This window comes from Kribbella ginsengisoli, from assembly GCF_039537185.1.
Classification (GTDB): domain Bacteria; phylum Actinomycetota; class Actinomycetes; order Propionibacteriales; family Kribbellaceae; genus Kribbella; species Kribbella koreensis.
Window position 1 is genome coordinate 717,676 of record NZ_BAABAA010000002.1, and the last position, 22,907, is coordinate 740,582.

At 68.9% G+C, this 22,907-nt stretch carries 23 protein-coding genes; 4 read left to right on the forward strand and 19 right to left on the reverse strand.

Annotated features, from left to right (window positions below):
• Window positions 1-43: 43 nt before the first annotated feature.
• Entirely contained in the window at window positions 44-964 is a 921-nt protein-coding gene (locus tag ABD768_RS10725; protein WP_343976737.1) for a TIGR03086 family metal-binding protein, read from the forward strand.
• Window positions 965-967: 3 nt separating this feature from the next.
• On the opposite strand, the gene ABD768_RS10730 is transcribed toward ABD768_RS10725, so the two are convergent.
• The 9 genes from ABD768_RS10730 to groES all read right to left on the reverse strand — a co-directional run bounded on the left by ABD768_RS10730 (window position 968) and on the right by groES (window position 9,857).
• Window positions 968-1,375 carry a hypothetical protein gene (locus ABD768_RS10730; RefSeq protein WP_343976734.1) on the reverse strand — a complete coding sequence of 136 codons (408 nt, stop codon included), beginning with the start codon at window positions 1,373-1,375 and terminating at the stop codon, window positions 968-970.
• 37 nt (window positions 1,376-1,412) lie between these two features.
• Window positions 1,413-2,147, reverse strand: coding sequence for an alpha/beta fold hydrolase (locus ABD768_RS10735; protein WP_344839896.1), 735 nt, complete (start codon window positions 2,145-2,147; stop codon window positions 1,413-1,415).
• Window positions 2,144-3,250, reverse strand: a complete 1,107-nt coding sequence (locus ABD768_RS10740; protein WP_343976728.1) for a GuaB3 family IMP dehydrogenase-related protein — start codon at window positions 3,248-3,250, stop codon at window positions 2,144-2,146. Before ABD768_RS10740 ends, ABD768_RS10735 begins: the two co-directional genes overlap by 4 nt.
• 25 nt (window positions 3,251-3,275) lie before the next feature.
• Window positions 3,276-4,790 (reverse strand): IMP dehydrogenase, encoded by a 1,515-nt coding sequence (guaB, locus tag ABD768_RS10745; RefSeq protein ID WP_343976725.1) that lies wholly within the window; start codon window positions 4,788-4,790, stop codon window positions 3,276-3,278.
• A 203-nt stretch (window positions 4,791-4,993) separates the two neighbouring features.
• Window positions 4,994-6,475: a hypothetical protein gene (locus ABD768_RS10750; RefSeq protein WP_344839900.1), complete on the reverse strand. Its 1,482-nt coding sequence runs from the start codon at window positions 6,473-6,475 to the stop codon at window positions 4,994-4,996.
• Window positions 6,476-6,477: 2 nt separating this feature from the next.
• A complete protein-coding gene (shbA, locus tag ABD768_RS10755) occupies window positions 6,478-7,089 on the reverse strand; it encodes an RNA polymerase sigma factor ShbA (RefSeq protein ID WP_344839902.1) in 612 nt (203 codons plus the stop codon).
• 118 nt (window positions 7,090-7,207) lie between these two features.
• Complete coding sequence (locus ABD768_RS10760; RefSeq protein ID WP_344839905.1) at window positions 7,208-7,732, reverse strand: hypothetical protein; 525 nt, start codon at window positions 7,730-7,732, stop codon at window positions 7,208-7,210.
• A 100-nt stretch (window positions 7,733-7,832) separates the two neighbouring features.
• On the reverse strand, window positions 7,833-9,452 hold the full coding sequence (gene groL / locus ABD768_RS10765) for a chaperonin GroEL (RefSeq protein WP_344839908.1): 1,620 nt from the start codon (window positions 9,450-9,452) through the stop codon (window positions 7,833-7,835).
• A 108-nt stretch (window positions 9,453-9,560) separates the two neighbouring features.
• On the reverse strand, window positions 9,561-9,857 hold the full coding sequence (gene groES, locus ABD768_RS10770; RefSeq protein WP_328329211.1) for a co-chaperone GroES: 297 nt from the start codon (window positions 9,855-9,857) through the stop codon (window positions 9,561-9,563).
• Window positions 9,858-10,171: 314 nt separating this feature from the next.
• Between groES and ABD768_RS10775 the strand changes: the two genes are divergently transcribed.
• The 3 genes from ABD768_RS10775 (at window position 10,172) to ABD768_RS10785 (ending at window position 12,583) form a co-directional block, all read left to right on the forward strand.
• Complete coding sequence (locus ABD768_RS10775) at window positions 10,172-10,792, forward strand: peptidoglycan-binding domain-containing protein (protein WP_344839910.1); 621 nt, start codon at window positions 10,172-10,174, stop codon at window positions 10,790-10,792.
• A gap of 107 nt (window positions 10,793-10,899) precedes the next feature.
• Window positions 10,900-11,391: a peptidoglycan-binding domain-containing protein gene (locus tag ABD768_RS10780; protein ID WP_344839912.1), complete on the forward strand. Its 492-nt coding sequence runs from the start codon at window positions 10,900-10,902 to the stop codon at window positions 11,389-11,391.
• A gap of 22 nt (window positions 11,392-11,413) precedes the next feature.
• Window positions 11,414-12,583 carry a THUMP-like domain-containing protein gene (locus ABD768_RS10785; protein ID WP_344839914.1) on the forward strand — a complete coding sequence of 390 codons (1,170 nt, stop codon included), beginning with the start codon at window positions 11,414-11,416 and terminating at the stop codon, window positions 12,581-12,583.
• Window positions 12,584-12,841: 258 nt separating this feature from the next.
• Here the strand turns inward: ABD768_RS10785 and ABD768_RS10790 are convergent, their stop codons facing one another.
• The 10 genes from ABD768_RS10790 to ABD768_RS10835 all read right to left on the reverse strand — a co-directional run bounded on the left by ABD768_RS10790 (window position 12,842) and on the right by ABD768_RS10835 (window position 22,827).
• Window positions 12,842-13,567, reverse strand: coding sequence for a dienelactone hydrolase family protein (locus tag ABD768_RS10790; RefSeq protein ID WP_344839916.1), 726 nt, complete (start codon window positions 13,565-13,567; stop codon window positions 12,842-12,844).
• Window positions 13,564-14,016 carry a GNAT family N-acetyltransferase gene (locus ABD768_RS10795; RefSeq protein ID WP_343976698.1) on the reverse strand — a complete coding sequence of 151 codons (453 nt, stop codon included), beginning with the start codon at window positions 14,014-14,016 and terminating at the stop codon, window positions 13,564-13,566. The genes ABD768_RS10790 and ABD768_RS10795 overlap by 4 nt, the downstream gene beginning before the upstream one ends.
• The gene (tsaD, locus tag ABD768_RS10800) at window positions 14,013-15,068 is read right to left on the reverse strand and encodes a tRNA (adenosine(37)-N6)-threonylcarbamoyltransferase complex transferase subunit TsaD (RefSeq protein ID WP_344839918.1); all 1,056 of its coding nucleotides are present in this window, start codon (window positions 15,066-15,068) and stop codon (window positions 14,013-14,015) included. Before tsaD ends, ABD768_RS10795 begins: the two co-directional genes overlap by 4 nt.
• On the reverse strand, window positions 15,068-15,517 hold the full coding sequence (locus tag ABD768_RS10805; RefSeq protein WP_344839921.1) for a GNAT family N-acetyltransferase: 450 nt from the start codon (window positions 15,515-15,517) through the stop codon (window positions 15,068-15,070). Before ABD768_RS10805 ends, tsaD begins: the two co-directional genes overlap by 1 nt.
• Window positions 15,514-16,182: a tRNA (adenosine(37)-N6)-threonylcarbamoyltransferase complex dimerization subunit type 1 TsaB gene (tsaB, locus tag ABD768_RS10810; protein WP_344839924.1), complete on the reverse strand. Its 669-nt coding sequence runs from the start codon at window positions 16,180-16,182 to the stop codon at window positions 15,514-15,516. The genes ABD768_RS10805 and tsaB overlap by 4 nt, the downstream gene beginning before the upstream one ends.
• 2 nt (window positions 16,183-16,184) lie before the next feature.
• Entirely contained in the window at window positions 16,185-17,237 is a 1,053-nt protein-coding gene (tsaE, locus tag ABD768_RS10815) for a tRNA (adenosine(37)-N6)-threonylcarbamoyltransferase complex ATPase subunit type 1 TsaE (RefSeq protein ID WP_344839927.1), read from the reverse strand.
• A 49-nt stretch (window positions 17,238-17,286) separates the two neighbouring features.
• The gene (locus ABD768_RS10820) at window positions 17,287-18,405 is read right to left on the reverse strand and encodes an alpha/beta fold hydrolase (RefSeq protein ID WP_343976683.1); all 1,119 of its coding nucleotides are present in this window, start codon (window positions 18,403-18,405) and stop codon (window positions 17,287-17,289) included.
• 5 nt (window positions 18,406-18,410) lie between these two features.
• Entirely contained in the window at window positions 18,411-19,559 is a 1,149-nt protein-coding gene (alr, locus tag ABD768_RS10825; RefSeq protein WP_344839931.1) for an alanine racemase, read from the reverse strand.
• Between the two features lie 17 nt (window positions 19,560-19,576).
• On the reverse strand, window positions 19,577-20,224 hold the full coding sequence (locus ABD768_RS10830; protein WP_344839933.1) for an HAD family hydrolase: 648 nt from the start codon (window positions 20,222-20,224) through the stop codon (window positions 19,577-19,579).
• Between the two features lie 152 nt (window positions 20,225-20,376).
• Complete coding sequence (locus ABD768_RS10835; protein ID WP_344839935.1) at window positions 20,377-22,827, reverse strand: lamin tail domain-containing protein; 2,451 nt, start codon at window positions 22,825-22,827, stop codon at window positions 20,377-20,379.
• Window positions 22,828-22,907 lie beyond the last annotated feature (80 nt).

A 22,907-nucleotide genomic window follows, 5' to 3' on the forward strand; every position in this document is an offset into this window, starting at 1 on the left:
TGGTTGTCCCCCAGGCGCACTCTGACGCTTGGGGGAGGTTGTCATGGACGTTGTGGAACTTCATCGCCGGGCGGTCGCGGAATTCGTCCGGCAAGTGGCTGCGGTGCGGGCGGATCAGTGGGGCGCTCCGACCCCGTGCCCGGACTGGGATGTGCGCGAGCTGGTCAACCATGTCGTCGGCGAGGAGCGCTGGACGGTACCGCTGATGGCCGGCCGGACGATCTCGGAAGTCGGCTCGTCGCTCGACGGTGACCTGCTCGGCGACGACCCGGCCGCGGCTGCGGATCAAGCGGCCCGCGCGGCCCAGGACGCGCTGGCCGAGGGCATCCCGCGCGATGCGACCGTGCAGCTCTCGTACGGCGAGGAGTCGGCCGCGGAGTACGCGTATCAGCTGGCGGCCGACCATCTGGTGCATGGGTGGGATCTGGCCGTCGCGATCGGTGGAACGGCTCAGCTCGATCCTGAGGTGGTCGAGGCGGTGTCGGCATGGTTCAAGGACCGGGAGGAGCTCTATCGCGGTGGGGGTGCGATCGGGGCGCGGGTCGACGGGTTCTCCAGCGCCTCGGATTCGCTGATCGGCGCTTTCGGTCGCGATCCTGCCTGGACGCCTGGTCATACGGCGGTCGCGTTGCTCGGTGCGGCTTTCGGGGCAGGTGATGTTGACGCGATCATGGCGCAGATGACGGACGATTGCGTCTTCGAGTCGACCTCGCCGGCGCCCGACGGGGCTCGGTACGAGGGCGCGGAGGCGGTACGGGAGCAGTGGCGCAAGCTGTTCGCGGAGACGCCGGATCCGCTCTTCGAGACCGAGGAGTGGGTCGTGCGCGGTGACCGGGCGATCGTCCGGTGGAAGTTCTCGTGGGCTTCAGGCGACGACGGCGAGCGCGGCCATGTGCGCGGCGTCGACGTGATGCGGCTGCGCGACGGCAAGGTCGCGGAGAAGCTCTCTTACGTGAAGGGCTGAACTTCAGGAGTCCTGGGTCGAGTGGTTCTCGGCGCGGAGGGCGCCGACGAAGAGGCCGGCCTCCAGCTCGGTCATGCCGGTCTCGCTGACCACCAGGGCGGTCGCCTGGTGCAGCTCGCCGGCCGCCTTCAAGGCACGGGTGCGCTCGGCCAGGTTGTTGCCCGGCCTCCGCAGTACCGGCGTGTCGGTCACCGGTGGGACGTACCGGCCGAGCCGGATGTCCTCGACGATGTCCTTCGCGTGCTTCATCTGGATGCCGGTCCGGTCCATCACGTACTTGACCGCGAAGACCGTCTTCTTCGTCGTCAGAAGGAAACGAATCTGATCGACATCCTCCGACGTGAGCCGGCCACGAGCCTCGGCCAGCACGACATTGTCAACCTCGGTACGGCGGCTGCTGAACAGTCCCATGCCCCAATCCTTGCAGACTCAGCAAAGCGGGGTCGTCTCAGCGCGTCCCCGACAGCACCCGATCGACAACTGGCCAGGCCAGGCCGCCGAAGGCCCGATCGGCCTCCTCGCTCCCGCCGCGAGCCATCCGCTGTCCGCTCGTCTTGACCTCCTCGCCGGGAAACACCACCCGGTGTCCGGCCGCGCTGGAGATGAGCACTCGGGTGGGCAGGCTGCCTCGTCGGGCGGCGAGCTGCTCCGCGAACTGCGCCGACGGCCAGGTCTGGTCGTCACCACCGGCGAGCAGCAGCAGGTCGCCCTTGAACCGCTCGATCGGGATCTGTGCCGCGTCGGCCTGCTCGGCGTACCGCTCCAGCGACTGGCGATAGAGCCCGAGGTAGCTCGGCGGATCGTCGGCCGGCTGCCAGTCCAGGTCGAACGGTACGAACGGCAGCGGCTGACCCTGCCGGCTGAACGTCGACGTCTGCTCGCCGTCCCCGATCCAGGCCCACACGTGTGCGCCCGGAGCGATCGCGACGACGGCGTCGATGCGCTCGTCGAAGCTGGCCAGCAGCAACGCGGCCAGGGAGCCGTACGACATTCCCATCACGACGAGCCGGTCGGTGCGAGCGGCCAACTCGTCCAGGGGAAAGGACTCCAGTGGGATCTCGCTGATCGGCCCGTCGAACCAGCGGGGCGCGACGACGTCGTACCCCGCTGCCTCCAGGATCCGGATGCGATCGGCACCCGGTTGCCCGCTCGAGCCATGCAGGAGCAGGACCCCGGTGGTCACCCGACGACGACCTCGACCCGCTGGAACTCCTTGAGCTCCGTGTAACCGGTGGTGGCCATCGCGCGCTTGAGGGCGCCGACGAGGTTCATCGTGCCGTCCGGGACGAAGGACGGGCCGAAGAGGATCTGCTCCATCGTGCCGCTGACGCCGACCTCGACGCGCTCGCCGCGGGGCAGGTCTGCGTGCCAGGCCTCGGCACCCCAGTGGAAGCCGCCACCGGGGGCATCGCTCGCGCGGGCCAGCGGGGAGCCGACCATGACCGCGTCGGCGCCACAAGCGATCGCCTTGGCGAGGTCGCCGGAGCGACCGACCGAGCCGTCGGCGATGACGTGCACGTACCGGCCGCCGGACTCGTCCATGTAGTCCCGCCGGGCCGCCGCGACATCCGCGACCGCCGACGCCATCGGCACCGCCACACCGAGCACCTTGCGCGTCGTGTGCGCAGCACCGCCACCGAAGCCGACCAGTACGCCGGCAGCGCCCGTCCGCATCAGGTGCAGCGCGGCCTGATGCGTTGCACACCCACCGACGATGACCGGTACGTCGAGGTCGTAGATGAACTGCTTGAGGTTGAGCGGCTCCGCCTGACCCGAGACGTGCTCGGCCGACACCGTCGTACCGCGGATGACGAACAGGTCGACACCCGCGTCCACGACGTGCTTGGCGAACTGCTTGGTCCGCTGCGGCGACAGCGCACCGGCCACGGTCACCCCGGAGTCGCGGATCTCCTGCACCCGCTGGGAGATCAGCTCGGGCTTGATCGGCGCCGAGTAGATCTCCTGCAACCGGGTGGTGGCCTGGTCCTTGCTGATGCTGGTGATCTCCTCCAGCAGCGAGGTCGGGTCGTCGTACCGGGTCCAGAGACCTTCGAGGTTGAGCACCCCCAGCCCGCCGGCCTTGCCGATCGCGATCGCGGTGGCCGGCGACATCACCGAGTCCATCGGCGCCGCCAGGATCGGCAGCTCGAACCGGTACGCGTCGATCTGCCAGGCGACCGAGACCTCCTCCGGGTCCCGCGTCCGCCGCGACGGCACGATCGCGATGTGGTCGAACGCGTAGGCCTGCCGGCCGCGCTTGGCCCGGCCGATCTCGATCTCGGTCATCTGAATCCTTCGGTGTTGGCGGAGCTCAGCGGCCGGAGTAGTTCGGCGCCTCGACCGTCATCTGGATGTCGTGCGGGTGGGACTCCTGCAGGCCGGCCGAGGTGATCCGGACGAACTGGCCCTTCTCCTGCAGCTCGGGGACGGTGCGGGAGCCGCAGTACCACATGGACTGGCGCAGGCCGCCGATCAGCTGGTGGGCGACGGCGGACAGCGGGCCGCGGTACGGAACCTGGCCCTCGACGCCCTCGGCGATCAGCTTCTCGTCGCTGCCGACGTCGCTTTGGAAGTACCGGTCCTTGGAGTAGGACTTGCGCAGACCGCCGGACGACTGCATCGCGCCGAGCGAGCCCATCCCCCGGTACGCCTTGAACTGCTTGCCGTTGATGAAGACGAGGTCGCCGGGCGACTCCTCGCAGCCGGCCAGCAGCGAGCCGAGCATCACGGTGTCCGCGCCGGCGACGAGTGCCTTGGCGATGTCACCGGAGTACTGCAGGCCGCCGTCGCCGATCACCGGGACGCCGGCCGGCTTGCAGGCCAGCGACGCCTCGTAGATCGCGGTGACCTGCGGGACGCCGACTCCGGAGACGACCCGGGTGGTGCAGATCGAGCCCGGTCCGACGCCGACCTTGACGCCGTCCGCGCCCGCGTCGACCAGCGCCTGGGCGCCGGCCCGGGTGCCGACGTTGCCGCCGATGATGTCGACGCCGCGGGTGGCCGGGTCGGCCTTGAGCTTGCGAATGATGTCCAGCTGGGCCTGCGAGTGACCGTGCGCGGTGTCGACCACCAGCACGTCGACGCCGGCCTCGATCAGCGTCATGCCGCGCTTCCAGGCCTCACCGAAGAAGCCGATCGCGGCGCCGACGACCAGGCGGCCGCCGGAGTCCTTGGTGGACAGCGGGAACTGGTCGCGCTTGACGAAGTCCTTCAGCGTGATCAGGCCGGTCAGCTTGCCGGACTCGTCGACCAGCGGCAGCTTCTCGATCTTGTGCTGGCTGAGCAGCTTGATCGCGTCATCCGCGGAGATGCCCTGCGGGCCGGTGACGAGTGGCTGGCGGGTCATCACCTCGTGGATCGGCCGGGACGGATCGTTCTCGAAGCGCATGTCACGGTTGGTGACGATGCCGACCAGGACGCCGGCGTTGTCGACCACCGGCACGCCGGAGATCCGGTACTGACCGCAGAGCGCGTCGGCCTCGCCGATCGTGGCGTCCGGGCCGATGGTGATCGGCTGGGCGATCATGCCGGACTCGGAACGCTTGACCAGGTCGACCTGCTGGGCCTGGTCCTCGATCGAGTTGTTGCGGTGCAGCACGCCGAGACCGCCCTGGCGCGCCATCGCGATCGCCATCCGCGCCTCGGTCACGGTGTCCATCGCGCTGGAGACCAGCGGGATGTTCACCTCGATGTTGCGGCTGACCCGCGACTTGGTGACGGCCTCCGACGGGATCACGTCGGACTCGTTCGGTTGCAGTAGCACGTCGTCGAACGTCAGTCCGAGCACGGCGAACTTGTCGGGAACTCCAGCGGGTGTGATGTCCATGAGGAAGGCAAGCACCTTTGCACGGCGAGAACGGGCTCCCATCGTAAGCCGCTGCTCCCCAGCCTCCCGAATCGGTCCTACTCAACCACCCCGTGCCACCCCGCCAAACAGAACCACTCCCCGGCCTCCGCCCCACGCTCCGGCGCGGATATCACGCTCTTCCGCCGTCGCTGCCGGAGGCAGCGGCGGCGGTCAGAGGTGGATCAGCGGTCGGACATCGGGGTGTTGAGGACTCCGAGGATCTGGCGGATGGTGACTGGCGCCATCGAGCCGTGCGCCCGGGTGAACGCGGCGTGCCTGCCCTCGGCGTAGTGACCGGTGGAGTGCTTGCCCTTGGCGTACTCCGACTTGGCGTAGCCCAGCGCAGGCTTGCCGCTGGAGTGCTTCCCGTGGCCGGTGAACCCCTTGCCGACGTACTGCGGCAGCCGGGCCGGCTCCTCGGCCGGCGCAGCGGTCCGAGTCGACAGCGCCACCGGCAGCACGTTCTCGACGACCTCGGAGATCGGGTCGCCCTTCACTTCCCCGCTCTGGTCGCCGACCGGGACGATGGGCAGGTCCGGGAGAGGCAGATCCTTGACGGGCTGGTCGCCTGCGGGCACGTCGGGCTTCGAGTCACCCGTCTGGCCACCCGGCGGCGTCTGGTTGTCCCCACCGTTGTCGCCGGCAGGCGGAGTCCCGGGGTCCTCGGTGTCGGTACCCGTGCTCGTCTCGCCGGGACCGGTGTTCGGCAGCGTGATCGGCGGCTCGCTCGTGACCGGAGCGCTCGGGGTGTCTCCCGGGCCCTGCGGCGGGGTGTCTCCCGGGTTTCCGGTCGAGCCGTTGTCGCCCGGCCCTGGAGCCGGCGTGGTCGGCGGCGTCGTGGCCGGCGGTTCCGTCGGCTCGGTCGTGGTCGGGCCGTCTGTGGGCTGCGGCGTCGGCTCGGTCGTCGTCGGGCCGTCGGTCGGCTGCGGCGTCGGCTCGGTCGTCGTCGGCTGGCTCGGCTGCGGGTCCACCGGCGCGGGCGGGTTGGCGTCCGTCGGCTCCGGGTCGGCCGGCTTCGGGTCCACCGGCGGGGGCGGCGCGGCCGGCGTCGTCTCGATCGGCGACGTCTTGTCGACCACCGGCTGCACCAGGAACGGCGGCTTCGGCAGTGCGACGGACTGGGCCGGCGCGTTGGTCGAATCGTCGGTGTCGGTGGCGGAGGCCGTCTGCTGGCCGTCGTTGCGCTGTTCCTGGTGGGCGCGGAAGTCCTTGCCGACCTTGACGATCTTCGTCTTGTCGAAGGCGGGCAGCCCGTCGAGTTGCTCCTTCGGCAGGCTGGTCTCGGGCCGCAGCCCGTCGGCGATCTTCTCGATCACCTTCTCGTACGGCGAGAGCGGGTTGCCCGTCACGGCCGCCGCCACACCCGACACCGACAGCGCCGCGACCGCGGCGACACCCAGCGCCAGGCCGCGCGCGGCCAGCTTCCGGGCGAACGGGTCGGTGACCGGGTTCAAGGCGGCACAGCGCGCCAGGAAGCTCTCCGGATCGTCGATCGACTCCACCGGGAGCTCGCCCTCGACCTCGACCGCCAGCCGCAGATCGGCCAGCAGCATCAGGGCCGGGTCGTGCTCGCCCGCCTGCCAGGCGGACTCCCCACCGGCTGCGAGCAGGTCGAGCAGTGCGTCATCGGCCTCAATCGCGTCTAGATCGAAACGGTCAGCCATGGTCACTCCTCCCCTGCCTCTCGTTGCGCCTTTGCTTCATGCCCCACAAACCCCCTGAGCGTGTTCAACGCCCGATGTTGTGCGACCCTCACCGCCCCCGGTGTCATCCCCAGTGCCCGGCCGGTCTCCTCGGCTGACATCCCCGCTACCACCCGGAGCCGCAGGATCTCCCGCAGCTTCTCCGGCAATCTGTCCAGCAGCCCCACGATGTGCTGGACCTCTGAATGTCTGACCGCGTGCTCCTCCGGCGTCGGCGACTCGTCCGCTCCGTCCGGAAGATCCGGCGTCGACAAGTCCGCCACCGCGAACGCACGCTGCGCATCGGCCACCTTACGGGCTGCGATGCCGTACACGAAGGCCTCGAACGGCCTCCCCTCGTCCCGGTACCGGCCCAACGCGCCGAACACCGCGACACACACTTCCTGAGCGACGTCATCGACCATGTCGGCGCCACCGGGGTACGTCCACAGCCGCGACCGCACGTAGCGGTGAGCAACGGCCCGGACCCGGGTGAGCAGGTCGTTCAGGGCATTCCGGTCGCCTGCACTCGCCAAAGCGGCGAGATCACGAAGTTCAACGCGATCCTGGGTGTGCGGCACTTGGACCTCGGTCACCCCTCGCCCCCCTAGTTCACGGACTGACCAGCCTGCAAGAGAATACGACGCCGGCCCCCCTTTGCCTAGTGGCAATAGGTGAGAACCGAGCTTTTTTCATCACGAACAGTGATCGCCGCTACGAGGTCAGCACGGCCCCCGCCGCCAGCGCCGGTACGCCGCTCCGCTCGACCAGCAGCGTGAACCGTCCGCCACCCACCCCGGTGAGCTCCAGCCCGAGCACTTTGACCGCCTGGCCGTCGGCGGTCCGCAGTACCGACCCCGCCGCGACTTTGCCCGTGACGAGCTGTCCTGCGACCAGCAACCCACCCCGCGAGTCCAGGTCGAAGACCTCCTCGACCGAGAACACGACCGGCGCCACCTCAGCCGGCACCTCCAGCCAGTGCTCCCTGGGCAATCCCTGCTTGCGCGGAAACCCGGGCTCCGTGGCCGGGCCATGCGCCAGCCCGACCATCTCGTAGTTCCCGCATCGCAGGCAGACGAACCCATCGCCGAGCATCAGCCCGTCCTCGCTGCCGTACATGTCCTCCAGACACTCGTGCGCCCCTTCGTCCAGGCAGCACGGGTCCTCACCTCCGTGGACATAACAGACCACCGCCACCCGCTCAGGGCAGCCGTAGGCGTACTCGCAGCAGTACTTCACACCCCAGACGGTAGCCACGCCCAGGGGCACCCAGACAAAGAACTGCCCGGCTGGTCCGAGGACCGGCCGGGCAGTTCTGGTGGTGCCAAGTACGAAGAGGTCAGTGACCGTGACCGTGGCCGTGACCGGCTGCGGCGGGCTCTTCTTCTTCGGGCTTGTCGACGATCAGCGTCTCCGTGGTGAGCAGCAGAGCGGCGATGGAGCCGGCGTTGGCGAGCGCGGAACGCGTCACCTTGACCGGGTCCAGGACACCCTGGGCGAGCAGGTCGCCGTACTCACCGGTGGCGGCGTTGAAGCCGCTGCCGACCTCGAGCTCCGCGACCTTGGCGGTCACGACGTAGCCCTCGTAGCCACCGTTCTCGGCGATCCAGCGCAGCGGCTCGACGACCGCCTTGCGGACGATCCGGACACCGGCGAGCTCGTCGCCCTCCAGGCCCAGACCCTCGTCGAGCACCGCGGCGGCGTGGACGAGAGCAGAACCGCCACCGGCGACGATGCCCTCCTCGATGGCCGCACGGGTCGCGGACACCGCGTCCTCGATCCGGTGCTTCTTCTCCTTCAGCTCGACCTCGGTGGCCGCGCCGACCTTGATCACGCAGACGCCGCCGGCCAGCTTGGCCAGCCGCTCCTGCAGCTTCTCGCGGTCCCAGTCGGAGTCGGTGCGCTCGATCTCGGCCTTGATCTGGTTGACCCGGGACTCGATCTCGTCGGACTTGCCGGCACCCTCGACAACAGTGGTGTTGTCCTTGGTGACGACGATCCGGCGGGCGGTGCCGAGCACCTCGAGACCGACCTGGTCCAGCTTGAGGCCGACCTCGGGCGCGATCACCTGGGCGCCGGTGAGGGCAGCCAGGTCCTCGAGCATCGCCTTGCGGCGGTCACCGAAGCCCGGCGCCTTGACGGCGACGGAGGTGAAGTTGCCGCGGATCTTGTTCACGACCAGGGTCGACAGCGCCTCGCCGTCGACGTCCTCGGCGATGATCAGCAGCGTCTTACCGGACTGGACGACCTTCTCCAGCAACGGCAGCAGGTCCGACACCGCGGAGATCTTGCCCTGGTTGATCAGGATGTACGGGTCGTCCAGCACCGCTTCGCCACCCTCGGCGTCGGTGATGAAGTAGGGCGAGATGTAGCCCTTGTCGAACTGCATGCCCTCGGTGAAGTCCAGCTCGGTGCCGAACGTGTTCGACTCCTCGACGGTGATGACGCCGTCCTTGCCGACCTTGTCGAACGCCTCCGCGATCAGCGAACCGATCTCGGCGTCACGGGCGGAGATGGTGGCGACGTGGGCCATGTCGCCCTTGTCGTCGACCGGACGGGCGGTCTCGACCAGCTTCTTCGAGACGGCCTCGACGGCGGCCTCGATGCCCTTCTTCAGGCCCATCGGGTTGACGCCGGCGGCGACGGCGCGCAGGCCCTCGTGCACCAGCGCCTGCGCCAGGACGGTCGCGGTGGTGGTTCCGTCACCGGCGACATCGTTGGTCTTGGTGGCAACCTCTTTGGCCAGCTGCGCACCGAGGTTCTCGAACGGGTCGTCCAGCTCGACCTCACGCGCGACGGTGACACCGTCGTTGGTGATGGTCGGGGCGCCCCACTTCTTGTCCAGCACGACGTAGCGGCCCTTGGGCCCCAGCGTCACCTTCACCGTGTTCGCGAGCTTGTCGACGCCACGCTCCAGCGCGCGCCGCGCGTTCTCGTCGAACTCGAGGATCTTCGGCATAAAAAACAAGTCCCTCTCTGAGTTTCAACAATGATGCCCGCGACCCGAACGACTCCGCTCCGGAGCCGAGTCGGCGCCGGAGCGGTGTCGGTCAGGAACGAGCGATCGTCACTTGGTGACGACTGCGAGGATGTCGCGGGCGCCCAGGATCAGGTAGTCCTGGCCGTCGTACTTGACCTCGGTGCCGCCGTACTTGGAGTAGATGACCTTGTCGCCGACGCTGACGTCCAGCGGGACGCGGTTGCCGTTGTCGTCGATGCGGCCGGGGCCGACGGCGAGGATCTCGCCCTCCTGCGGCTTCTCCTTGGCGGTGTCCGGGATCACCAGGCCGGACTTCGTGGTCTGCTCGGCTTCGAGCGGCGCAACGAGGATACGGTCCTCGAGCGGCTTGATCGTGACCGACACTTGCTGACCTCCACGGTCGAGTTCTTGTGTGTTCAAGGGGTGCTGCGAGCGGCCGTTCCACCTCTGCCGTCGCGGGGATCAGAGGCCGGGCCGCTGGCACCCTCGAGTGGAGAGTGCCAATAAAGAATCTAGGCCGCGATTAGCACTCGGTCAACTCGAGTGCCAGATTCTCGCCACCGGCGAACGCAGGTACCGCCCGTGTCCGCCTCGACGCTTTCTGCCATCAAGGGCTGGGCGAACCCCGCCCGCTCGTGGGACCGTCGTCTCTGTAGGGATCCCGGCCGCCCCGGGACCGACCGCCCGAGGAGAGAACCATGGCGCTCCACCTCCCGTCACTGCCGAAGCTGACCACCCGCAAGACGGTGGTGATCGCACTGCTGGTGATCAGCCCGTTCGCGGTCGCCGGCCTCGCGGCCAAAGGCGCGCACGACTCCTCCTCCGGCCACCCCGGCAACGCGGCCCCTGGCGGCGCCGCGCCCGCAGTACAGCTCAAGGCCAAGGACGCGGCCGCAGAGACCGCTGCCCGGACAGCAGCGGCCCAGGCGGCCGCCGCGACCCCGCAGTGCCTGTATGCCCGGGTCGTACCGATCGGCAAGACCGGCTGGGGCATCCCGATGCCGTCGCTGTGGAACAGCCCGAGCACCACCTGCAACCTGATGTACGGCGACGACCCGTTCCGGGGCTCGAACCACAGAGGCGACCCGGACACCGCCATCCGGGTCCTTCAGCGCAACCTGAACTACTGCTACGGCTACAGGCTCACAGTGGACGGCATCTACGGCAGCAATACCCGTGGAGTGATCAAGGCCGTCCAGAGGCGCCACAAGCTGGCCGTCGACGGCATCTACGGTCCAAAGACCCGCTCGGCGATGAACTGGCGCCTGTACGCCACCAAGACCAACACGTGGAGCAAGAACTGCTCCAGCCCGCTCTGACCCGCTGCAACTTCCTGCAACCAACTGCAACGAACAAAAGGGCAGCCGGCGCAGTCTCAACGAGCAAGCGATCCCGGAGGGGGGATCGGATACTCGAGGGGCACACCATGGGATTTCTACGTACCGCAGTCACTGTCGGCGCGACGGCCGTGATGGCCATCAGCGGCGCAGTGGTCGCGACCACGACGGCCGATGCCGCACCGGTCAAGATCAAAGGGCTGGAGCAGTGTCTGTCCGCGCTGATGAAGCCGGTCGGCAAGGGCTGGGCCGTGCAGGTGCCGGGCGGCTGGGAGGACACCTCCACCAACTGCAACCTGAAGTACGGCGACAACCCGCGGCGCTACGGCCCGGACTACGTCGGCGATCCCGCGTCGGCGATCAAGGCCCTGCAGCGGGACCTGAACTTCTGCTACGGCAGCAAGCTCACCGTCGACGGCAAGTACGGCAGCAAGACCCGCGCGGCGGTGCTGAAGGTCCAGCGCAAGCACAAGATCACCGCCGACGGCATCTACGGCCCGAAGACCAGGTCCGCGATGAACTGGCGGATGTACTCGCTGCAGAAGCACGCCTGGAGCAACACCTGCGCAAGCCCGCTCTGAGCGGCGGGGCAGACTGTGCCGGGTGACACCTGACTCGATCTCGCTGTTGCTGGCGCCGGCCGGAGCTGAAGTGCTAGCCGAGGCCTGCGCCGGCTTCACGCCAGGAGGCGAACTACGCCTGGTCGAGAAGCTCAGACGCCGGTACGACGTTGCTGTGGTCACCGCTGCTGTCACGCAGGCTTCTCTGCGGCATCGGGCGGTGGCCAAGTTCGGTGCCGAGGATGCAGTACGCATGTACTTCACCCCGGACGGCCTGGAGCAGGCCACGCGCACGACGGTCGGGGTGCACCGGGCCGCTCGCATCGCTGCGACGCTTCCGGGAGCAACTGTGGTCGACCTCGGCTGTGGGATCGGGGGCGACCTGATCAGCGCGGCACGGGCCGGGTTGAGAGTCACCGGTGTCGAGCGGGATCCCGCGACGGCTGCAGCGGCTCAGGCGAACCTTGCCGCCCTGGAGTTGCCCGGCCAAGTTCTGGTGGGTGATGCAGAGGCGCAGGACTGTTCGCAGTACGAGGTGGTGTTTGCTGATCCGGCACGGCGGGCGGACGGGAAGCGGGTGTTCGATCACAACGCCTATTCGCCGCCGTGGTCCTTCATTACCGATCTACTGGCGGGCACTGCCTGCGTGAAGGTCGCCCCGGGCATCCCGCACGAGGCCGTCCCGGACGGCGTCGAGGCTGAGTGGGTCAGCGACGCAGGCGAGGTCAAAGAGGCAGCGCTTTGGTCCGGCAAGCTCTACGCCGGTACTACGCGCCGTGCGACCCTCCTCCCCAGTGGAGCGACAGTGACGTCCGCACCGGAGGTCGACAGCGCTCCGGTCGGCCAGTACATCTATGAGCCCGACGGAGCCGTCGTCAGGGCCGGCCTGGTCACCGCAGTGGCCGAAGCCGTCGACGGGTGGCTGCTGGATCCGCGGATCGCCTATGTGAGCGCCGATAGCTTGGTGGCGACGCCGCTGGCATCGGCGTACGAGGTGGTCGAGGAGCTGCCCTACAAGGAGAAGGCGCTGCGGTCCTGGGTGCGCACACAGGGCATCGGGACGCTGGAGATCAAGAAGCGCGGCGTGGACTTCGACCCGGCCGTCCTGCGCAAGAAGCTGGCCCCCAAGGGCGCGGCGAGCGCCACCCTGATCGTCACCCGGATCGGCCGGGACGCCGTCGCGTACTCCTGCCGGCGGGTCGCCCGCCCCTGACTTGCGTTCGCAGGAGATTCGAACATATGATCGATCTCACGAGCGGGCTCCTGACCGGCTCGCCGACGGACGAGGTGCTGCGTCCGTTGCCGCCGCCCCGGCCAGGAGCCCGCCACTAAGCAGTAGGCCGTCGTTCGACAGCTCGGCGTCATGCGGACGCAGGAGGATGTTCACCTTGTCGAGGCAGGCTGATCCTCAGAACCGGCCTACCGCTGGCCGTTACTGGGGACCTAGCGGTGCACTTTGGTCCGCAGTTTTCTACAGCCGCCCGACGACCCGATGGGTCAGCCGTGCCTTGGCGATGTCGAGTACGCCGCGCAGCGCGCTGTCCGCGTGCTTCGAGTGCGGCAGCGGGTCGACGCGATCGGAGTCGAGGCTGAGCTCGTACGACGTACCGGCAGCGAAGTCTCGTACCAGCGCGTTCCAGTCCGGGCTGCGCTGGAGCATCGTGTGGTTCTCGCCTGCCACCGACAACAGAGCAACCGGTACTCCGGAAGCCCGCAACCGCTTGGCGTAGGCGGCCGTCTGCGCCGGGGCGGTGATCCGGTCGTCCGTGCCATGGGCGAACACGACCGGTCCGCGCGACTGCACCAGTGGCTCACCGTCCGGCAGCCAAGGCGCGAGCGCCAGCACCCCGTCGACCAGCGGGTGGTTGCCCGCAGCAACGATGGCGCGCCCGCCCATCGAGTGCCCGATCAGCACGACGCGGGTGATCCGTGCAGGCAATCGATCCAGCACCGCCCGGAGGTCAGCCACGGGATCGGCGTCAGCGCCGTTCCAGCCGCGGTAGCGATAGCGCATCAGCCCGACGGCAGCGCCCGGCGCACCAGCCCGAGCAGCCGGGGCAAACGGCCACATCCGCAGGATCGCCGCCCGCCAGGCACCCGCCGGCTCCCGCGAGTCCTCTTCACCACCATGTGCCAGGAGGATCAGCTCGGTCGCCTCCGACGGCGCCACCAGCAGATCAATCCTCGGAAAACTCACGCGTGGCTGCCGTACAGCGTGGCTGGGTCTTGCTGGACCACCAACATCCGGCTTGGGTCGGGCAGGTCGTGGAAGCCGTAGGACCGGTACAGGTCGTGTGCGTCGGCTGTCGCCAGCATCAGGCGCCGCAACCCACGCAGCTCCGGGTGCTCCAGCAGCGTGGACACGACGAACCTGCCGAGTCCGTGCCCCCGCTGCGATTCCAGCACGAACACGTCGGCGATCCACGCGAACGTCGCCCGATCCGTCACCGCCCGCGCGTACGCCACCTGCGCGCCCGCTTCGTCATACACACCGAGATTCAACGACCCGGCGATCGCCCGCTCGACCACATCCCGCGGCACACCCGGCGACCAGTACGCCGTACGCAGGAACCCGTGCACCACATCGACATCGATCCGGGCCGCGTCGTCATCGGCGACGAACCCGCCGTCGTGCTGCCACCTCATGAGTTCAGCACCGTCGTGATCGGCATCGACGAGTCGGCCGGCAATCCCAACGGCGACGGCTCCTTGCCGGCCCGGACCAGCTCCGACCCCAGCGCGGCCACCATCGCCCCGTTGTCCGTGCACAACCCCGGCCGCGGAACCCGGACTGCGATGCCTGCCGCGGTGCAGCGCTCCTCGGCCATAGCCCGCAGTCGCGAGTTGGCCGCGACGCCGCCGCCGATCAGCAGGTGCTCGTAGCCGCGGTCCTTGCACGCGTCGATCGCCTTGCGGGTCAGCACATCGCAGACCGCCTCCTGGAAGGCCGCCGCGACGTGGTTGATCGGAACGTCCTCACCGTCGCGCCGCTTCGCCTCGACCCAGCGCGCGACGGCCGTCTTCAGCCCGGAGAAAGAGAAGTCGAAGCGATGCCGCTCCAGGTCCTTCTGGCTGGTCAGCCCGCGCGGGAAGCGGACGTACAGAGCGTCTCCGCCATCCCGTGCCGCCTTGTCGACATATGGACCTCCGGGGAACGGCAGCCCGAGCACCCGCGCGACCTTGTCGAACGCCTCGCCGGCCGCGTCGTCGATGGTCGACCCCATCGGCTCGACGCCGACGGTGATGTCCTCGACCGCGAGCAGCGACGAGTGCCCACCGGAGACGAGCATCGCGATCGCGCCCTTGGGGATGTCACCGTGTTCGAGGGTGTCGACGGCGACGTGCGCGGCGAGGTGGTTGACGCCGTACAAGGGTTTCTCGAGGGAGAGCGCGAGGCCCTTGGCGGCGGCGACGCCGACGAGCAGCGCGCCGGCCAGGCCGGGACCGCTGGTGACGGCGATCGCGTCGACGTCGGTGGGTTTGATCCCGGCCGTCTCGCAGGCGCGGCGGATCGTCGGCACCATCGCCTCGAGGTGCGCACGGCTGGCGACCTCCGGTACGACGCCGCCGAACCGCGCGTGCTCCTCGACACTGGAGGCGATCGCGTCGGCTAGCAGCGTCTGACCGCGGACGATGCCGACCCCGGTCTCGTCGCACGACGTCTCGATCCCGAGGATCAGCGGTTCGTTGTCACTCATCAAGCCTTCTCCTGCCACTGCATGATCACTGCGTCCTCGCCGCCGGCGTAGTACCCGCGCCGCCGGCTGATCTCCTCGAAACCGTAGCCGCGGTACAAAGCCCCGGCCCCTTCGTTGCCTGCAGCAACTTCCAGCAGGACCGTCCGGCCGGTGCATCGTTGCAACGCGGCGGTCATCAACTGCCCACCGATCCCGGTACGCCGGTCAGCCGGGCTCACCGCGATCCGGAGCAGGTCAACCGGGTCCTCCGGTGCGGGCGGCATCAGCAATACGACGTACCCGACCTGCATTCCCTCGTCCGCCACGAGCATGACCCGGTCGGTACCGAGCCGGGCGAACTCCGCTGCCCACGACTCGGCACTCCACGCGGAGTCGCCGAAACAAACCTTGTCGAGCGCAACCAGCGCATCGAGGTCGGCTGATTTCGCTGGTCGGATCCCTGGTCTCACTTCGGCAGCACGCTCTTGGGCCCGCCCGACATGGTGACGTCCGGGCGGCGGAGGTAGAGCGGGTCGGGCGCGACGACCGGCAGCGTGCCCGTCGTAACTCCCAGAGCGAGTACCTCAGCCGACGGGTACTCGATCACGTCGCTCGTCTCGAGCCCCAACGCCTCGCCGTACAAAACAGCCCCACGCCCGATCACCGGCAACCCGGCGAGCACGTGCGCAACGTCCGCCGGCTTGTCCACCGCCGGCCCCTCGAGCCGCCGCCGGCTCCCGTCCGCCGCAGGCCCGTCATACAACGCCCAGTAAATCTCTTTCCGCCGAGCATCCGTCGCGACCGCTACCGGCAACTGCAAAGAAGACTGCCGAGCCAACACATCAAGACTGCAAACCCCGACAACCTCGACCCCCAGCACCTCCCCCATCGTCCGGGCAGTAACCAACCCCACCCGCAACCCGGTGAACGGCCCCGGCCCAACCCCCACCGCAATCTTCGTCAGATCCCGCGGAGTCGCCCCCGCCGCAGCCAACGCCTGCTCGATAGCAGGAGCCAACAACTCCCCATGCCGCAAAGCATCCACTGTCGAAGAAGAAGCAACGGTCGCCCCGGTCACCGGGTCGGCAAGCGCCACAGTCACGGCAGCACTGGAGGTGTCAAAAGCAAGCAGCATCGTCAGTTCTCCTCAAGCCCAGCGTCGGCACTCCGCACCGCGCCACCTCCGGCGGCGCTCGCGGAGGGCGAGTCCACGCTCTGATCGGCAGCCGGCTGCGCCGTGCTGTCGCTCGCCGGCAGATCTGCTGCCGGCTGGGCAGGCGCAGTCAGGTGGATGCCGCTCTCCGCCCAGCGGGGGCCTGCGGGGGTGATGCGGAGTTCGCGGGTTTCGTCTGTGTCGTTGTCGCCTCGGGTGACGACTATGTCCAGGCGGTCGGGGGCTAGGGCTTCGGCTAGGCCTTGGCCCCATTCGACGACTGTTACCGCTTCTTCCAGGGAGGCGTCCAGGTCCAGGTCGTCCAGTTCGGCGAAGCCGCCTAGGCGGTAGGCGTCTACGTGGACCAGGGCGGGGCCGCCGGACAGAGAAGGGTGGACTCGGGAGATTACGAAGGTTGGGGAGGTGATGTCGCCTCGGACCTTCAGGCCCGCGCCCAGGCCCTGGGTGAAGGTGGTTTTGCCGGCGCCCAGGTCGCCGGAGAGGACCAATACGTCGCCGGCGCGTAGCTGGCCGGCTAGTTCCTCGGCGATCGAGCGCATGTCATCGGCGGTGGGGACGGTGAGGAAGACGGGCATCGCCTTGGCGTAGATGAGGTTCTGGCCCTCCTGCGCAACGACGGAGTAGCCGCGGCGGCGCCAGAATTCGACGGTGTCGGGGAGTTCGACCCGGGCGATCAAGCGCACTCGGCGCAGTCCGCGTGCGCGCGCGGCATCTTCGGCGCAACCGACCAGCGCGGACGCCACGCCACGGCCCTGGAAGCGTGGGTCGACCGAGACCCGGCGCAGGCCGAGGACGTCGCCGGAGATCTCGAAGAGCATCGCGCCGGCCGGTTCGCCGTCGATGCGGACCAGCAGGCCGCCGTACGTCGAGACTGCCTCGCCGACCGTCGTCGCGTTCTCCTCCAGCGCGGTGGAGGGCGGGTCGAGGGTGCGGCGGGCGGCGAACGCGTGATGGATCACCGCAACGATCTCGTCCACGTGCTCCGCAGTCGCGTCCACCACGTGCAGGTCGGTCATCTCTGTCCCAGGGCTAGTGCGGTCGTGTCTGTCCGAGAGCTGGGCCGGGTCATCTCTGTCCCAGGGCTAGTTCGGCGCGCTCGATCATGCCGAGCAGGGCCGCGGTGAACTCACGATGATGCTCGATCAGGCCGAGGTGACCGCAGTTCGGTACCTCGACCAGTTCTGCCCCCGGCACGTGCCGGACGATCTCCTCGGAGTGCTCGAAGGGAGTCAGATGATCGGAGTCCCCACCGATCACCACGCACTCCACCTTCTGCAACGGCTCCAGGTCCTCGTACCTGTCGTGCAGCGCGAAGATCGGGTAGAACTCCGCGATCACCGAGATCGGCGTCGCCGCGATCATCTCGTTGACGAACTCGGTGTACGCCGGCGGTACCTCCGACCCGAACGAGTACTTCCGGGTCAGCAGATAGCTGATGTCCGTACCAGCCTTGCGACTCCGCTCGACCACATCGGGAATCCGCGCCAGCGCCGCAACCGTCGGCGTCGCCAAAGCCCGCGCGAGCATGCCGACCCGACCGGGAAAAACGATCGGCACGTCGTCCAGCCCGCCGGCGCTGGTCGAGCACAGCCCGACCCCGATCACCCGATCCCCGAACAGCTCCGGATGCTCGCCGGCCAGCGCCATGATCGACATGCCGCCCATCGAGTGCCCGATCAGGATCACCGGACCCGTCGGGGCGAACTCCTCCAGGATCCCGTACAGATCCCGCCCGAGCTGGTCGATGCTGACGTTCTCCTTGGGCGACCGCCCGGACCGCCCGTGCGAGCGCTGGTCGTAGAAGACCATCGTGCCGATCCCGGCCAGGTCGCGGCGCTCGAAGTGCCAGCAGTCCATGTTGAGCCCGTAGCCGTGCAGGAAGATCAGCGTCAGATCCTCCATCGGCGGCGGCACCTTGCGACCCAGCCGTCGCCGTGGCGGCGGTTCGGGCCGGCGCGATCGCTTCAAGGCGTCGACCTCGACGTACAACTCGACCCCGTCATCGGCCGTGAACACGTGCGGCGTACCGCGCAGCGAGCCGAACGGCTCGGCTTCCAGCTGCGCGCGCTGTCCCGACCGGCGCCCGATCACCTGCCGCTCGACGGCCACGCCGGCGGCAGCACCTGCCGCGAGCACACCGACCGCGGCGCCGATCAGACCGGCAGTGCGTCCTACCTTCGCCATCCCGGTCACCTCCCGCTGTCGACGTACCGGCGGGGGATGCGCGCTCCCAGCCGGGTCACGATCTCGTAGTTGATGGTCCCTGCCGCATCCGCCCAGTCGTCCGCGGTCGGCTCCCCATCGGCGCCCGGGCCGAACAGCACGACCTCGTCGCCCGCGACCACCTGGTCGTCCTGGAGATTCACCACGCACTGATCCATACAGATCCGGCCGACGATGGTACGACGCTCGCCGCCCACCTGGACGGGCGCACCGTTCGACGCGTGCCGCGGCAGGCCGTCGCCGTACCCGAGCGGGATCAGTCCGAGCGTCGACGGCCGCGGCGCGGTCCAGGTCAGCCCGTACGAAACGCCCACGCCGGCCGGCACCCGCTTCACCATCGCGAACCGCGCCTTCAACGTCATCGCCGGCCGAAGTCCCAGCTCCCCGGACGGCACGTCGTGCCCGAACGGAGACAGCCCGTACGTGGCGATGCCAGGCCGCACCAGGTCGAGATGGGTCTCCGGCAGCGCCAGCGTGCCACCCGAGTTCGCGATGTGCCGCAGCCCCGGATCCACCCCGAACGACTCCGCCACCTCTACTGCGTGCCGGAACGTCGCCAACTGCGCCTCGTTGACCGGACTCTTCGGCTCGTCCGACGACGCCAGATGCGACCAGATGCCCGCGATCTCGATCCGCCCGGTCGCCACTTCGGCCAGCGCGGCGCGGATCAGGGCCGGCCACTCCTCCGGTACGGCGCCCCCGCGGCTCATGCCCGTGTCGATCTTCAGGTGCACGCGGGCCGGCCGGTCGTCCACACCCGCGGCCAGCTCGTCGATCTCCCACGGCGCGGACGCCGACAGGTCGATGCCCGCGGCAATGGCCCGCGCGAGCGGCTCTCCCGGCGTGGTCAGCCAGCAGAAGATCGGCCCGGTGTCCCCGGCCGCCCGCAATTCGAGCGCTTCATCGAGTACGGCCGCACCGATCCAGTCCGCGCCGGCCTCCCGCGCGGCCCTGGCGACCGGGATCATCCCGTGCCCGTACGCGTCCGCCTTCACCACCGTCATGACCTGCGCCGAGCCCACGCGCGCACGCAGCGTGGCCACGTTGTGGCGGATCGCGCCGAGGTCCACGACCGCGACAGCGCGAACCTTCGAGGGGGCTTCAAGCTCTGACATAGCCCTACCAGTGTCCATCAGGCCTGGTGGATAAGCTCCGGGAGGTCGGTCATCTTGTGGAAAACCTGGGTTGCGGTGGCCAGTTTCGCCGGGTCGGTCATCGCGGCGAAACCGAAGACTCTCATGCCGGCCGCGTTGGCGGCGGCGACGCCGAGCGGGCTGTCCTCGACGACCACGCAGCCGGCCGGTGCGACGCCCATCGTGGCCGCGGCGTGCAGGAAGAGATCAGGCGCCGGCTTACCGTGCGCGACGTCCTCCGAGCTGAAGATCCGGCCCTCGAAACGGTCCCAGAAGCCGACCGCGGTCAACGCCGTGTGGATCCGCCGATGCGTTCCCGACGACGCCAGGCAGTACCTGATGCCCTCCGCGTCGAGCTGATCCAGCACTTCCCGTACGCCGGGAATCGGCTCCAGCCGGGCGAATCCGGCGAAGAGCCGTTCGTGGTACCGGTCCTCGAGATCAGCCGGCAACGGCGACCCGAGCTTGGCCTCGGCCATCGTTCGCATCGACGCCATGCTGCCGCCCATGAAGTCCCGCACGGCCTCCTCGAACGTGTACGGCAGCCCCGCCTCGGTCAGCAACTCGGCCAGGATGCCGTTGGCCAGCCGCTCCGAGTCCACCAGCACGCCGTCGTTGTCGAAGATCACCAATCCGGGTCCGCTCACACCGAGACCCTACGCACCCCGCCAACCCCCGGCCGCCCCCACCGCGGCATCTCGGGGGTTAACCCCTCACCTGGTGGGTTGCCTCCCGAGAACCGCGGGTGGCAACCCACCATCTCGGGGGTTAACCCCCGAGATGGTGGTGAGGCCAGGTGCTACGGGACGTCGACCACCGGGCTGCCGGGGAGGCAGCGGGTCGGGAGGGGGTCTACGTCACAGCCGGTCAGGATGCGGACGATCTGCGGATCGTGGTCGCTGGCCTGGTCGGAGAACTCCGCGTTGATGTGCACGACACCGTACGAGTAGCCCTTGATCGCCGGGCTGACCGCGATGTGGTCGAGCACCTGCGAGTTGCCGTCGAAGATGTAGCTGTAGCGCTGGTCGGCCGGCAGCGTGTCGATCAGCGTCTTCAGCACCGTCCCGTTGCCGGTCAGGGTCTGGACGGCCGGGCTGAACTGGTAGTCGTTCAGGTCGCCCAGCACGATCGCCCGGGCCCGCCCGGCCGACTTGGTGTTGAGGTCGGAGATGAACTCGTTCACCTCGGCGGCCTGCTTCTGCCGCTGTACCTCGCTACTGCGGACCGGCGGCTGGACCGCGGCCGACAGCGGGTAGTCGCCACCCTTGGAGTTGAAGTGGTTGGCCACGACGAACAGCTGCTTGTTGCCGTCGTAGAGGAACTCGCCGACGAGCGGCTTGCGGCTGGACGGCCACGCGTCGCTGGTCGGGTCGATCCGGCCGGGCGAGACCGACAGCGAGACCTGGTTGCTGGTCGGCCGCGCGCGGACCACCTGGACGGCCGTGTTCGCGTCACCGCCGGGACGGTCGACGAACGTCGTACGGGCCGGGTTGAACAGGAACACCTGGCGGATGTTGCCGCCCGGCTCGCCGCCGTCGGTGTCGTTGTTCGGGTTGATCGAGCGCCAGTCGTACGTCGGTCCGCCGGCCGCCTGGATCGCGGCGATGAACTTGGCGATGGTCTGGTCGGCCGCGACCACTCCGTTGTCGGTGGCGCCGTTGTTGTCCTGGATCTCCTCCAGCGCGAGGATGTCCGGGCTGCCGAGGTTGCTGACGACCGCCTGGGCCAGCTTCGCGAACTTGGAGTCCGGGTTGGTGGCGGCCAGGTTCTCCACGTTGTAGGTCGCGACGGACAGGTCACCGGCCTTCTTCGGCGGCAGCACCATCTGCTTCTTCAGACCGCCCTCGGTGATCGTGCCGAGCTGGGTCGCCATCAGCGCGTAGCCGCCGAACGACTGGTAGTCGAGCGGTCCGGCGGTGCCGGCGGCCAGCGTCGAGCCGACGTTCGCCGCGGGAGCGCCGATCAGCGAGGCGATCATCAGCCGGCCGCTGTTCTGGTCGTCGTACGACTTGTAGATCGTGCCGCCGCGCGGGGTCGGGTTCTGGCCCGGCTTCAGCGTCACCCAGAGCTCACCGAACTGGGTGTTGACCGGGCTGACCAGCCGGGTGGCCTGGTCGATCGAGATCCGCATGCCCTCGTGCGTCTCGAGCCAGTCCAACACGTAGCTGTTCGGCTCCAGCGGCTGCGCCTCGAGGGAGCCGGTCTTGGTGTAGGCGTCCGGGAAGACGACCGGTACCGGCGCCGGCAGCGGGTTGCCGCTGGTCAGCTTGATCGTGTTGACCGGGCCGCCGATCTCGGTCAGCGACTGGGCGCCGGTGGCCGGGCGGAACTCGGTGACCCGGCCAGTGGCCAGCACGGAGTCGCCGGCCACGACCGCCGGGGTCGTGGTGCCGGTGAAGACGAAGATGCCTTCGCTGCTCAGCGGGTCGGCGTCGGCGGTCGGGTCCTGGAACCAGTAACCGCGCGCGGAGCCGGTGGTACGGACCGCGGTGACGATGCCGGGGACGTTGGTGACGGACGTGCCGACGATCGGCGAGATCCGGCCGGTGCCCTGGATGTCGTGGATGCGGACGGTACCGGGGGTCGGGTCACCGGGGTCGCCCGGGTCTCCGGCGCTGACCGTCGTACCGGCGCTGTTGGTCGCCTTCGGTACGCCGGAGGTGAAGTCGACCGAGTTGTTGTCGGTGTCGATCATCGCGCCGCTGCGGGCGTCGGCCGTGGTGTTCGTGAGGCCGGGAGCCGCGAGCGTCTCGACGTTCGCCGTCGCGCCGTAGCCCACCAGGTCCTTGACGTTCGGCGCGGTCGAGCAGGTGATCCCGCAGCCCACCAAGGGGATCTGTGCGGTGACCAGGGCGACGACGCCGGAGGTCGCCGACATCGGGACCGAGCCGGTCGCATCGGGAGTCGGCAGGGCGACCGTGCCACCCGCACCCGCGGCCTGCTGGACCAGGTACTTGCCGTGGGCCGGGATGCTGCCGGTCAGGTTCGTCATCTGGAAGACGGCGCCTGCGGCGGACGCGTACTGGACGCTCCAGCCGGCGACGCTGACCGGGCTGTCGCTCAGGTTCGCGAGCTCGATGTAGTCGTTCTTGAAGACCGCCAGGTTGTTACCCCCGCCGCCGTAGACGCCCGAGATGACCACGTCGGTCGACAAGGCGTTCGCGGTACCGGGCAGCCCCACCATCGCCGTGATGACGGCCAGCGGTAACGCTGCCGCCACAATGCGCCGGCGCGCTCTGGAATATGCCACTTGAATGTTCCCCCACCTAGATCGGATTGATTCCCACCGAGGAGCATGGTGCTACGAACGCCGCGCCGAAACCAGCGTTG